Genomic DNA, 13,971 nt, shown 5'->3' with positions numbered 1-13,971 from the left:
AGAAATAAACCTATTTCTTAATACACAAATTTTTTAATTCTTCAAGTTCATCTTTAGTCAAGTTACGAGATTTACCTAGGGCTAAATTTTCTAAAGTTAAATTGCCATAAGCCACTCGTTCTAGTTCTTTAACCTTTTTATTAACTGCTTCAAATAAGCGTTTAACATGATGATATTTACCTTGAGAAATTTCTACTTCATAAAGTTTAGGAGCAATTCTAAAAACTTTTTGTAAAGACTGTTGATGATCAATTTTTACCTGATTAGAATTTAAAAAAGTTAAGTCATCAACAGTTAATTCTTCTGAAAGTAAAGCGTGATAAACACGTTTTACTTCAAAAGAAGGGTGCATCATGCAATGTGCTAGATCACCATCATTAGTTAATAAAATTAAGCCACGAGCATCATAATCAAGTCTACCAACTGGATAAACTTTATATTTACTGTTAATTAAATGAGTTACACAGACACGATTACGATCATCTTTAACTGCAGAAATAACTTTAGGTGGTTTATTTAAAATTAAATAAACCTTACTCACTGTTTTAGTAACAACTAATTTGTTATTAACTTTAATATGATCTTGATCATCAACTAGCATACCGAGCTGCGCAACTTTACCATTGACCGTGATTAAACCTTCACTTATTCAGCGCTCAATTTCGCGGCGACTGGCATAGCCTAATGTTGCTAAATACTTATTAATTCTAATCTTCATTAAATAGCACTTTTAATTAACAATTTGAAGGCGTTATCGCCTGCAATTTGAATGTTACGGTTGATTTCAGCAATATCTTTATTACCTGATAGATCAACAATATCGGACACACTTTTAAAAGAACTGAAAGCAATTTTATTTTGAATTGCTGTATGAGCTAGTGCAGCAGTTTCCATGTCGTATAAATCAGTTGTTAAAACATTTTTAATATAAAATGCTTTTTCATATTCATAAATAAATGAATTTGCTGAAGCAATTTTACGTTTATCCATCTTGGCAACATTTTTAAAATTAGTAAATAATTTAAAAGATTGAGGTTCACCAGGAAGTTGTCCTGGAAGATATCAAGGGGTATCAACATCTGAATAGTAAGCATCACTAATGATGAAAGTTTTAAACAAATCATCCTTATTTAATGAACCTACTGCCCCAAAATTGTAAATAATTTTGGGCTTAAAAGTGTTAATCATGTCTTGCATTGTAATTGCTGCATTAACTAAACCAATTTTTGATCAACCTAAAATAATTTCTAAGTCCTTATTTTCTAATAAGTAATATTTCCTTAAGTTTGTATCAACTGTTTTAGTGTTTTTAAAGCCTGAATTAACAATAATATCTACTTCATTTTTATCAGCAACAATTAAGTGAATTCTTTTTTTAGCCATTTATCATCTCCATATAATTTTCTCTGACTTCGTCAGTTAAAGCACCTTTTTCTTTTAAAAATTCTAGATTTTTCTCTAAAAGTGCTTTAAAACCTAATTCTAAATTATCAAGAGCAAGTTTACGGACATTTTGAATCCCTTCTCACTTGCGCCCGTAAGCCAACTTATCAGCAACATAGATAATTTTATCTAAAACTGATAAAGGCTTGATTTCCATTGTTGTATGATTTGCTAAGGCTTGAAAAATCTCTTCATCATCATTTTTATAAACATGTTTAAATCATAAAGATGCACTATGTTGATGATATTGATATTTTTCAAAACGCTGATTAGGATAATACTTTTTAAGTAATCTTAAGTGCTGTTCATCTTTTCACTCTTTAGTGATATCGTGAATCAGACCTGCATAATAAGCCTTTTTAAAATCTATATTATTTAGTTTAGCATATTCTCCTGCTAATTCTGCAGTTGCAAAACAATGTTTTGAACGATGAATCGTTAAATTCTTTTTAATATTTGAATCTAGATATAAATAGTTAGCAGCATAATATTTTTTAACTTGCTCAGGCACTAAATCATAGCGACCGTACTTAACATCGGTTGAAGAAAATTCTAAAATCGGATTATCCATAATTAAAGCACGATATTTTTTAGCATTCAGTTTAGAAAAAGTCTTAGTACGTTTAGCTACTAAGATTTTGACATTAGTGCTAATTCAGTCAATGCCTTCTCATTTATGCAACTTGGATAATAAATCACTACCGATTAAAAAGTAGAGTTCATCATTAGGATATTTACTTTTAAAATAAGCAATTGTATCTTTAGTGTAACTAATAGTTTGTCTTTTAACTTCAAAATCAGAAATCTCATCTTCACTAGGAATTGCTAGTTCAAGCATCTTCACACGGTCTTTTGAAGATGAAATTTTAGTACCCTTTTTAAAAGGGTTAGTATTAGTAGGTACTCAAATGAAGCGATCGCTTGCAATAAATTTTTTTGCATAATCAGCAATTTTTAAGTGACCCTGATGGATTGGATCAAAACTTCCCCCATAAAGAATTATCTTACTCACATTCACCTGTTCCTAACTTAGTTTATTTTTTGAATCGATTGTTATAAAATGCTTTTATAATTTTATCATAAAATTATCTTTAAAGCCTTTATAATATTAAACAACAATGGCGAAAAGTAATAAAAGAAATTTAGCAGATGAACTAAGAGAAATCGAGCACAAGTTATCGATTATCAGAGATGAAAATTTTATCAGTCGTGAAGAGTGAGTCCGTAGTCCTGATTTTGAAGTTAACTATAAAACTCCTGAAAAAGCACGTATTAGTAACTGGGGTTCTAAAGAAGAATTTTACGAAACTTATAATCAAAGTGATCCCCGTGCTAAAGCACAACTATTCAGAATGACACAACGTATCCTTTCTCTTAATTCATCTAGTCAAGAAAAAAAACCTTATAAAAAAACCTTAAGTAAAAAGAATTTTTTACAGTATCTTTTTATTGTCTCTTTAGCATTTTTAGTATTAATTATTGCTGGAGTAACTTTTGTATTTGCTTCATCTAGACATACCTTAATTTCATCTACAAACAACAATGTACCTTTTATTTTAATTGCAACTGTTGTACTACTTTTTGGGATTGCTTTTAGCTTATATATCTTGCTAAGAACAAACAGAATTTTAGCTTATAAAAATGTCTGAATAAAAACTTATTTTGGTAAATGATGAAATCCTAAAAATGTTGCTTTTGCTTTTTCGAATCAAGAAGCAATTAATAAAATTACTAGCTTAAAATCTACTGAAGTTTTAGATGTTTTTCCAGACATTTTTTCTGAACAAGATTTTCTAAATTTCCGTGTTTTATTTTTTAGAGAATTTTATTTTTATGAAGCAATTAACCCTGCATATAAATTTAGAAGTAGATACAAAATTTATTCAAGAAACTTTTTAATTGCAACAGCCTTTTTAGCATTTTTCATTATTGGTGCAGTAGTTTTATTTGCACTTATTTAAGGAATTAAAAAATGAAATATACACGTGCAAAAGGTGTTCAAGATTTTTATGAAATTAAAGCAAAAAAACTTGAATTAATTCGTAGTAAATTTTTTGAAACAATGAACAAATATAATTTTAATTATATTGAAACACCTATATTCGAAACAAGCGATTTATTTAAAAGAGCAACTGGTGAATTAAGTGACATTGTAAAAAAAGAACTTTATGAATTTAAAGATAAAGCAAATCGTGAACTTGCATTAAGACCAGAAGGTACTGCAAGTGTCTTAAGAGCAATTGCTGAAAATAATTATGAAATACCTTTTCGTGGATTTTATTTTGGTCCTATGTTTCGTTACGAAAGACCCCAAAAAGGGCGTTTTCGGCAGTTTTTTCAAGGTGGAATAGAATGACTTACAAATGCAGATTCTAAGTATTTTGCAGAAGTTATTTTAATTGCTATTGACTTTTTAAATTCATTAAATATAACTAATTACAAAGTTCAAATTAATTGATTAGGTTCTTTTAATGAAAGACAAAATTATAATAATGAACTTAAAAGATATTTTCAAAATTATGTTAATGAACTAGAAGAAGTATCATTAGCTAGACTAGAGAAAAATGCATTAAGAATTCTAGATGACAAAATTGAAGCACAAAAAGACTTTGTTAAAAATGCTCCAATTTTGTTTGATTATTTAAGCAATGAATCAAAACAAAAACTAGAAGATATTTTAAATATTTTGAAAACAAATTTAGATCAAAATATTGAAATTGAAGTTAATCAAAAATTAGTTAGAGGTTTTGATTATTACCAAGATTTAGTTTTTGAATTTATAGATAAATCAGATCAATTAGGAGCACAAAAAGTTATTTTAGGTGGGGGCTCATATAACAATTTATTAAAAGAAATTGGTGGTCAAGATACACCTGGAGTTGGCTTTGCTTTTGGATTAGAAAGACTACTTGAAATTATTAATTTTGAAGAGTCTAAAAAATTAAAAATTGTTGCTTATGCAACAACTGAAAAAGAGTATTGAGATCTAATTATGATGCGTTCAAAATTAGCATTTAAAGATGTTGATTTTGAAATTATTGAAAAGATAATTGAGCATAAAAAAGCTTTCAAAAATAAGAAAATTAAGGAAGCATCTTATTTAATTTTTTATGAAGAAAAATTAAATGAATTTGTCTTAAAAAATACTCAATCAAAATTAATTTATGAAATTGAAAATCATAATTTAAATCAACAATTAGAAATATTATTAAAGGATCAAAATGAAGAAAATTAATAACGGAGAAATTAATGAATCGTTTCTCGAAAAAGAAATTGAAGTTTATGGATGAGTGCAACAACATCGTAATTTTGGAAAATTAACTTTCATTGATTTAAGAGATGAAAGTGGAATTATTCAAATCGTTGTTAATGATTTAGAACAAAAAATTTCTAACGAAAGTGTAATTAAAGTTACTGGTATTTTAAAAAATCGTAAAGATGTAAATGAAAAAATCAAGACTGGAAAATTTGAAATTATTGCTTCTGAATTAGAAGTTTTAAACTATGCACAAGAACTTCCTTTTGTTATCGATGACAATAATCATGTTAAAGAAGAACTATCAGGTAAGTATCGTTATTTAGAACTAAGAAAGCCTAAAAGTCACGACATTCTTGTTAAACGTTTTCATATGATCAAGGCAATGCGTAATAAATTAGAAGAAAAAGGCTTCATTGAAATTGAAACTCCAATTCTAGCTAAATCAACACCTGAAGGTGCTCGTGACTTTTTAGTTGCAACTAGAAAAGCAGGTCATTTTTATTCTTTGCCTCAAAGTCCACAGCTTTTTAAACAACTTTTAATGAGTTCTGGTTTTGAAAAATATTATCAAGTTGCTCGTGTTTTTAGAGATGAAGATGGGCGCAAAGATCGCCAACCTGAATTTAGTCAACTTGATATTGAAATGTCATTTCAAAGTCCTGAAATCTTACAAGCAATTGTTGAAGAAACTGTGCAGGCAGGTTTTAAAGCAGTTGGTATTGATATCAAAATCCCTTTTCAAAGAATGGATTATGATCATGCAATTAAATATTATGGTTCAGATAAACCTGACTTACGCTTTAAATATTTAATTGAAGATGCAAGTATGTTTTTTACTAATTCTGAATTCAACATCATTAGTAAAAAACAAAATATTAAATTAATTGCTAGTGATCATTTAATTACTAAAAAAGATCATAAGTTCTTAGAACAAGTAGTTAAGAAAAATGGAGCTAACATACTTTGATATTTTAATGTTGAAAATGGCGACTTAAAAGATACTAACTTTGCTAAAAAAGATCTTGAATCAGTTAATAAGATTATTAAGCATTATCAAGCAAGTACTAAATCTTTTTTAATAGTTGCTGAAGATAATTATGAGAAAACCCAACAAGCACTAGGTGCTGTTAGAAATGAACTTAATTTATTATTTAAATTAAGTTCAGATGATAAATATAAATTTACTTGAATAGTAAATTGACCTTTATTTGAATATGATGAAAAAACAGATACTTATGGACCTGCTCATCATGCTTTTACAATGTATGATAAAGATACATTAGTAAATGGTGAACTAGATTTTGTTAAAACTAGAGCCAGAGCCTATGATCTAGTTTTAAATGGTTTTGAAGCAGCAGGTGGTAGTGAACGTATTTATAGCTATGACATTCAAAGAAAAATCTTTGAAAAAATTGGTTTGACTGATGAACAGATAGAAAACCAATTTGGTTTCTTTATTAATTCATTTAAATATGGTTTACCACCACATTGTGGAATTGCTTTTGGTTTAGAAAGAATGATTATGATCGCAACTAAAAGTGAAAGTATTAGAGATGTAATTGCCTTTCCTAAAAATTCAAAAGCACAAGACTTACTTACAGGCTCACCTTCAGAAGTGACTAAAGAACAACTTGATGAAGTTTTCTTAGAAATTAAGAGTAAATAAAAATCAGCGTGAAAGCTGATTTTTTTGATTAACATATAAAATTTAAAATTTTTTTATTTTCTTTCCTTCTATGTTTGAGTTATATGCAACAAAACTGTTTATGACCATCATAAAGAGATAAAATATATGTAGTAGTAATAAACTATCTAGGGATGAAAATTCAATATTTCTACCATGCATTAGTCTATTTCTGAAATTATTTGTTATCTCCTTATCAGGATCATTTACAAGTTCATATCTTAAAATCTTAATAGTCTCTATTCCAATCACCTCTTCAAAGATATGATTTATATGATCACTTAATTTATTATTTTTTCCCAAAATTGCATTAAGAGTGAAATCTTAATGATCAACTATTTCTATGTTATCACTATTTTTAGTGGCAAGATGTCTTAATATTTTTTCAATTAAGGAAATGATGAACATTGACATAACATAGCAATCATATTTATCTTTATTATTGTAAGAATTCTTACTTTTTGAAACATTTTCGGAAAGTTTCTCAAAAAAGCCATTAAAAGATGGTCAAAGTTCGAGCTTCTCCTTATTTTCTTCCTTATCTAAAATTAATAAATTAATTTCGAAATAATTTCTGATTATTTTTTTATATTTTTGATTGCTTAATATTTTCCTTATTAATCCAGTCATTTTTATCATAACAGGATAAACCTTTTCATTTATTACTTTGTGATCATTACCAGAATCATTATCAAATAGTCCACTAAAAATATTTATAAAGACACGATTATTAAAGTCCATTGAATGTGTAAATCCCAATACAAGTAATTCTGGAATTTCAGTGTCAAAAAAATTGTCTAAATCAATTTCGTTAATTTCCATATAAGAAATAATAACAGAGAAACTTACACCAAATTGAAAACAAAAACATTTATATTAGACTATTTTTTTTAGGATATAAAAATTAAGAGAATTTATTAATGATAGGAATAAGAAAAAAATTCTCAATAAGTAAGAATTAAGGATAGTTGAAAATACTATGTTTTGGTTATGCATCAGGTTGTTTCTAATGTTCATACCAATTTTACTATCTTGTGTTCTTAAGAGATGGTATTCAAGTGCTTTTACTAAATTAATATCAATAACTTCAGTTAAAAGATTTTCATATTTTGAACCATCTTCATTAGATGTTTTAAGCATCCTTCCAAGAGTATAAGATCTCGAATGAGATTCAGGATAAATTTTTGTGAATACTAGCCTGATAATTCTTTCAATTAATGTAACAACAAACATCGAAAGAGTGTAGCACTCATATTTATGTGTATCTTCATATTCACCCCTGTATGACAAATATGAAACAAAATAACCGAAGAAACCATTAACTGAATCTAATAAATCGGAGTTTATATCATTAAAATATTTTCCTATATTGAAAATGCCTGCATTCAAAAAGTTCTCTAAATTATTAGAGCTATCTTCGCTGGTTATAATTTGTGAAATATAATTAGAAGTTCTATCAATATAATCTTTTATTTTATCCTTATAAGAAGGAGTAAAAAACAAATCATTTTCTAATCCTGCTCCTAAAACATCATATAAATTTGTATTACTTTCTTTATCAGAAACAAATTTGCTGATTCATTTGTTATTTTCTAGTTTGTGTGTAAAAAAAATAAATAAAAGATTAGACATCGAACCTTTTGATTGTTCTTTAACAAATGAGATTGATTCTTCTAATTCTTTTTTATCTATATCTATTGGAACTTTTATTAAATATTTTGCACCCACAGAAAAAGTTAGTTCATGAGATCTTCTTTTAAGGTAATCTATTTCTGAAATCGGAATTGAATTGAAATATTTATTTTTATTCATATTTAAAAAAGTAGACAAATTTTGTCAAACACTTGGGTAATTATCTTCCGTTACTTTCTCTATTTCAATAATTAAACTCGAATATACATCTTTTGCTTTTTCATTTAAGAATTCTCTAACAAATTTTTTCCTTGAATTTGACAGCATTGAAAATGTGTTGTATAGGTTCTCGTTCAAAAAATATTTTTTATAATTTCTACTTTTTAAAATTTTAGAAAATCGATTGTCATGCTTACTATAATAATTTTCACAATAAACAATATACTCAATTATAATTCATCCGAAATCATTCTCTATTTGTGAAATAATATTTTTATAAAGATTAAAATTTTTAAAAATCATCTTGATAGTCAATTTCTTTAATCTTTGATCATCGTATTTATTAGCAAAATAACTATTTGCAGTAAGTATTTCACGAAAATTCTTATTCAAAAAATTACTAGCAGACATTCTATCAGTTTTAATTTTTGAAAACATATTGGATAATGAAAATTCATCATTTTTGAAAGTTGTTTTTAAATATTTTATGCTCCATATGAACAAATAATCGATGAAATCATCCATATTTGTTATTGATGAGAGTGTCTTTTTACTAAAATAATCTTTTATTTGTTGTTTTTTTTGATTTATATTTTCAATATAAAAATTATTTGATGAATTTAAACTAGATTCATCATAAGACCACAATGGGATTTTTAGTTCATCAATAATATTCATTATAATTCCTTTGAAAGCATTTCTTAAAGATTATCTTAAATTTTATATGGGAATTTTGAGGCTATATTAAATTATTATTTTTTAATTAAAATCTTTAAATTTTTCAAAATATTTATTTAAAGCTAATAAAACTTCTTTTCTTCTTTTTGCTCCTATGGATTCACCTTTTTCATCTTTAACAAATCTAGGACTTGATTCGAAAATTTTGGAAAATGCTTGTCCATAATCCACTAATTGTTTTCTCTCAAAGCACATATCTATGAATTTAATAGTTTGTTTGTGTCTAAGTTTATATTCTTTAATTAACTTTTCAATCGCATCGCTTTTTTCTTTCTTAAGAAACTCGATTCAACTGTTATAAATAAATTCTTTTTTTTCTTGTCTATTAAGTTCCTTAAGTTCTCCATTAGCATTGATCAATCTTATAAAAGCAATTAATAAATCTTTTTTACTTCTAAGTCCTATTGAAGCATTTATAATTTGTTTAACAGTTTCTTCAACATCTTCATCATTTGGTGATTCAATATTTTCAATTAATAATTTACTTATATGATCAAAATCATATGAAACAGATTTCAATAAACTTATTTCAAAATCTAGATACTCATTAACAATAAAAACATCACTTTGTCTAGAACGTTCTTTTCATTCATGGTATTCCTCGTTATAAATACCTTGGTAATAATCTAATTCACCTCTAGTAAGCAAGTTATCATTTTTAAAATCTTCAGGAAATGTTCTTAAAATATTTCTCAGTTTTAAAATTTTATTAAAAGTGCTTATAAATGCTCTTTTTTGCTCGTTACTTTCAATTGAATGAATATTAGGAAATTTGCTTTTCAATTCACTTACCAATTCTTTATATCCATCAGCACCATAATAATATTCATCAAATGATTTTAGTAGTACAATACCTTTAGCATTTTCATCACCAAATAATTTTATGGCTTCATCTACATTTTCTTGAATATTTCTAAATGAAACTATATTTCCAAACTGCTTGCTTTCATTTAATATTCTATTAGTTCTAGAAAAAGCTTGAATTAAACTATGCATTTTAAGATTTTTGTCAAGTCATAAAGTATTCAATGCTGTTGCATCAAAACCAGTAAGAAACATATTTACAACAATTAACAAATCAATTTCTTTGTTTTTCATTCTTTCACTAACGTTTTTATAGTAGTTCTGAAAGTTTTCGCCACTAGTGTAATGAAAACCTTCATGTGGCTCATTATTAATTTCTTCACTACCGCTTTTCCCAAATAACTTGTAGTAATCATTTATTGCTTCTTCTAATGCGACTCGTTGATCCTTAGGAAGAGCACCTGCATCGTCATTATTTTCTTCAGCCATTTCGCCATCTTCTAGTTGCACATTAGGAGCAAAACTATATATCATTGCTACTTTCAGCCTTGTTGATTCTTCAAATTTTTCCTGTTGCAATTTAAATTGTTGATAATAAATAATTGCATCTTTAATTGATTCAACAGCTAAAATGGAATTAAAACCTTTTACAATTTTATTTCCTCTAATTAAAGGCTTCATTTGTTTCATTTTTTCACTATGTTCATGATTACGATACTTGTTAGATGAACTAACATATTCATCTACATTTTCTGTAACTTTTAATTCAAATTGAGCAGTATGTCTTAAAGTCATTGAGTTAAAGTACTCTAAAATAAATTCAGTTATCTTCTCAATTTTTTGACCTTTTTTGCCTTCATCTTGATATATCGCTCTAATGGCTTTTTCGCTTTCGCTAGCATTACCTTTTACTTTAGCAACAACTGTATTATGTAAATTGAAAGGCAGAACATTTTTGTCTTTTATTGCATTTACAATTGTGTAAGTGTGAAGAGGTTTACCAAAAAGTTGCTCAGTTGTCATTAGCTGAGCATTTTTAGCAAATATTGGTGTACCTGTGAAACCAAATAAGTAATATCTTTTAAATGAAGTAGTAATTGCTTTGTGCATTTCACCAAATTGTGAACGATGACACTCATCAAAGATTATAACTACATGTTCTTTATAAACAGGATGAGATTTATTACTATTAACAAAGTTACTTAATTTTTGTATTGTAGTAATAATAATTTTATCTTCATCATCTACAGAATCTAGTTTTTCTTTTAGTTGCCTTGTACTAGAAGTACTATTTGCAGCATTTTTTTGAAATTTATCATATTCCTTCATTGTTTGAAAATCTAAATCTTTTCTGTCAACTACAAAAAGAACTTTTTTGATATATTCTAAATCTTTCGCAAGAACTGCAGTTTTAAACGAAGTTAAAGTTTTTCCAGAACCAGTTGTATGTCATATATAGCCACCTGAATCTTTTGGACTATACTTATTATTTTTTGCTCACTCAATTTTTTTTATAATATTTTCAGTTGCTTCAATTTGATATGGTCTCATTACCAAAAGAGATTCTTCACTTGTGAAAATACAATATTTTGTTAATATGTTCAAAAGAGTATTTCGTGAAAAAAATGTTGATGTAAAATCACTTAATCCATAAATATTTATGTTTTCAGAATCAGCTCAAAAACTAGTAAATCCATATGAGTTACTAGTTTTTGTTCTATCATGTGTAGATCCCGATTCTGAAACCACTCTGTCTCTAACTGTATTAGAATAATATTTTGTTTTTGAACCATTTGAAATGACAAAAATTTGAACGTACTCAAATAATCTGCTATCTTCTCCAAAACTATCATTTTGATATCTATTTATCTGATTGAAGGCTTCTTTAATATTAACATTAGGTTTTTTAAGTTCAATATGAACAAGTGGTAAACCATTGACTAAAATCGTCACATCATATCTGTTTTTAATTGGTCCTTGAGCTTTGTACTGATTAATAACTTGTAGACTATTGGCACTAAGATTTTTTTTATTTATTATTTCAATACGTTGCCATTTTCCTGTTTTTTCCTCTTGAAAGGAATGGTAGTAGTCATCTTGAATTTTTTTTGCTTTTTCTTTAATAGAATCATTAACCTTGTTAAGGTAAGTGTTTAGAAAGTTTTCTCAGTCATTATCACTAAATGTATAATCATTTAATTTTTCAATTTGTTCTCTAAGATTTGAAAGTAATGACTTTTTTTCCTTTACAAAATCTAGGTGCACAATACCTTGATCACCCAATTGCTTGATAAAACTTTTTTCTAGTTCCAATTCAGATTTATATTCTGGAATGTAGTCTTTTTGAGGATATGATCCTGCCAGAGTTCAAATACCAGATCTAAAAATAGTCTTAAATTTATTATTTGTCATTACTTCCTGATTTCTGAAATTAAAATATTAGTTTTCAATTTCCTTAACAATTTGATCAATAGAATTTCTTAAATAATTAGTTTTATGAACAATACTGCTAATTTCAGTATTAAGTTCTTTAATATTAATTACCTCTCTTTTATCTTCTTTTTCAACATATGTATTAACAGATAAGTTATAACCTTTATCAACTATTTCATCATATGATACGTATTTAGAAAAATTCTTCTCTTCTTTTTTAAATCTAATTACATCAAGAATTTTGTTAATATTTTCACTATTTAACTTATTGCCTTTTCCAGCTTTAACAAACTCGTTACTTGCATCAACAAAAAGGATTTTGTTATCATTTGCTTTATTTTTTCTAAGTATCATAACTACAGTAGAGATTGTAGTACCAAAAAATAAATCTTTTGGTAGTTGGATAATAGAATCTATAAGATTCTCACGAACTAAATATTTTCTAATTGTTGCTTCAGCACCTTTACGATACAAAATACCTGGAAACTCAACAATCGCAGCTGTTCCACTTTGCGATAATAAATATAAAATATGCATTATAAAAGCATAATCTGCGTTTGATTTTGGGGCAAGTACTGTTGCGGGATTAAATCTTTTGTCACTTGCTAACAATGGATTTCTATCACCATCCCATTTTATTGAATATGGTGGATTAGAAACCACAGCATCTATTTTAATTTTTTCACTCTCTTTTAAAGTTAAAAGTTCTTTATCAGGAGATATCAATGTGTCTCCGTATGCAATATTGAATCTATCATAACTAATGTCATGCAAGAACATATTTATTCTAGCTAAGTTAAAAGTAGTTAAATTGATTTCTTGTCCATAAAAACCTTCAATATTGTCTTTACCGAGGAATTTTGCATATTTCAATAATAATGAACCAGAACCACATGCTGGATCATAAACATTTGCAACATTTGATTTATAAGGAACATCAGTGACATTGCCGTTTTCATCGACTTTCTTATTAGTAAAATCAATTAGAGTTAATCTAACTAATAATTCGCTAACCTCTTGAGGAGTAAAAAATTCTCCACCTAATTTACCACCATCTGCAGCATACATACCCATCAAATATTCATAAGCATCACCAAATGCATCAATTGTATTATCTGAATAATTACCAATTTTTCAGTTTTTAATTGAAACCATTATTTTCTTAAGTCTAGCATTTTTTTCTTTATCTGTTTTACCAAGTCTTGATGAATTAACATCAACATCTGCAAATAAACCTTTAATATTTTTCTCTGACGGTTTTCCATTAGCTGATGATTCAATGCTTTTAAAAATTTCTCCAAGAGTTATATTTAGTTTGTCTTCATCAGCATTTTTAATAACGTTTTCAAAAAGTTGACTAGGTAAAATAAAAAAACCTTTTTCATTAATTATGTCTTCTCTTACATCGTCTTTGTTAGCTTCTTCATCACTTAAATTAGCATAATTGAAATCAGTGTATCCAGAGTCGTGTTCATTTTTGTTTATTGAATTTGTAATATTTTCAGATATAAAACGATAGAACATCATTCCTAAAACATATTGTTTAAAATCTCAACCACTAACAGCACCTCTTAAATCATTTGCTATTTCTCAAATTGTTCTGTGTAATTCAGCACGTTCTTGTTCTTTTTTAGTGTCCATAAAAACCTCTTTAAATATGAATTATCTTTAATTAAAATTATAAACCATATTAACTTAAAATTAACGTTTAAATTTAGGTACAATTAATAGTGATGTTTAGCCTATTAAACTAAATAAG

Annotated in this window: 10 protein-coding genes; 3 read left to right on the top strand and 7 right to left on the bottom strand. The window is 26.9% G+C overall.

Annotated elements, in window-relative coordinates; genetic code table 4:
- Positions 1–10: 10 nt before the first annotated feature.
- The 3 genes from CJF60_RS00215 to CJF60_RS00205 are packed head-to-tail and all read right to left on the bottom strand — an operon-like array spanning position 11 to position 2,455.
- Positions 11–718 (bottom strand): pseudouridine synthase, encoded by a 708-nt coding sequence (locus CJF60_RS00215; protein ID WP_084232816.1) that lies wholly within the window; start codon positions 716–718, stop codon positions 11–13.
- The gene (locus tag CJF60_RS00210; protein ID WP_084232817.1) at positions 718–1,383 is read right to left on the bottom strand and encodes a phosphorylase family protein; all 666 of its coding nucleotides are present in this window, start codon (positions 1,381–1,383) and stop codon (positions 718–720) included. Before CJF60_RS00210 ends, CJF60_RS00215 begins: the two co-directional genes overlap by 1 nt.
- The gene (locus tag CJF60_RS00205; RefSeq protein ID WP_159444223.1) at positions 1,376–2,455 is read right to left on the bottom strand and encodes a nicotinate-nucleotide adenylyltransferase; all 1,080 of its coding nucleotides are present in this window, start codon (positions 2,453–2,455) and stop codon (positions 1,376–1,378) included. Before CJF60_RS00205 ends, CJF60_RS00210 begins: the two co-directional genes overlap by 8 nt.
- Before the next feature lie 106 nt (positions 2,456–2,561).
- Between CJF60_RS00205 and CJF60_RS00200 the strand changes: the two genes are divergently transcribed.
- The 3 genes from CJF60_RS00200 to aspS are packed head-to-tail and all read left to right on the top strand — an operon-like array spanning position 2,562 to position 6,368.
- The gene (locus CJF60_RS00200) at positions 2,562–3,404 is read left to right on the top strand and encodes a hypothetical protein (RefSeq protein ID WP_084232819.1); all 843 of its coding nucleotides are present in this window, start codon (positions 2,562–2,564) and stop codon (positions 3,402–3,404) included.
- A gap of 11 nt (positions 3,405–3,415) precedes the next feature.
- Entirely contained in the window at positions 3,416–4,678 is a 1,263-nt protein-coding gene (hisS, locus tag CJF60_RS00195) for a histidine--tRNA ligase (protein ID WP_084232820.1), read from the top strand.
- Complete coding sequence (gene aspS / locus CJF60_RS00190; RefSeq protein ID WP_234805293.1) at positions 4,665–6,368, top strand: aspartate--tRNA ligase; 1,704 nt, start codon at positions 4,665–4,667, stop codon at positions 6,366–6,368. Before hisS ends, aspS begins: the two co-directional genes overlap by 14 nt.
- A gap of 342 nt (positions 6,369–6,710) precedes the next feature.
- On the opposite strand, the gene CJF60_RS00180 is transcribed toward aspS, so the two are convergent.
- From CJF60_RS00180 to CJF60_RS00165, 4 genes are all read right to left on the bottom strand, one after another.
- Positions 6,711–7,208 (bottom strand): hypothetical protein, encoded by a 498-nt coding sequence (locus CJF60_RS00180; RefSeq protein WP_084232823.1) that lies wholly within the window; start codon positions 7,206–7,208, stop codon positions 6,711–6,713.
- A gap of 54 nt (positions 7,209–7,262) precedes the next feature.
- A complete protein-coding gene (locus tag CJF60_RS00175; protein WP_084232824.1) occupies positions 7,263–8,915 on the bottom strand; it encodes a hypothetical protein in 1,653 nt (550 codons plus the stop codon).
- 81 nt (positions 8,916–8,996) lie between these two features.
- Positions 8,997–12,191 (bottom strand): type I restriction endonuclease subunit R, encoded by a 3,195-nt coding sequence (locus CJF60_RS00170; protein ID WP_084232825.1) that lies wholly within the window; start codon positions 12,189–12,191, stop codon positions 8,997–8,999.
- A gap of 27 nt (positions 12,192–12,218) precedes the next feature.
- The gene (locus CJF60_RS00165) at positions 12,219–13,853 is read right to left on the bottom strand and encodes a type I restriction-modification system subunit M (protein WP_084232826.1); all 1,635 of its coding nucleotides are present in this window, start codon (positions 13,851–13,853) and stop codon (positions 12,219–12,221) included.
- Positions 13,854–13,971 lie beyond the last annotated feature (118 nt).

The sequence above is a fragment of the Mycoplasmopsis agassizii genome (assembly GCF_002272945.1).
In the GTDB taxonomy this organism is placed as follows: domain Bacteria; phylum Bacillota_I; class Bacilli_A; order Mycoplasmatales; family Metamycoplasmataceae; genus Mycoplasmopsis_B; species Mycoplasmopsis_B agassizii.
The sequence above is the reverse complement of the archived record's forward strand: the minus strand, read 5'-3'. Positions and strand labels throughout refer to the sequence as shown.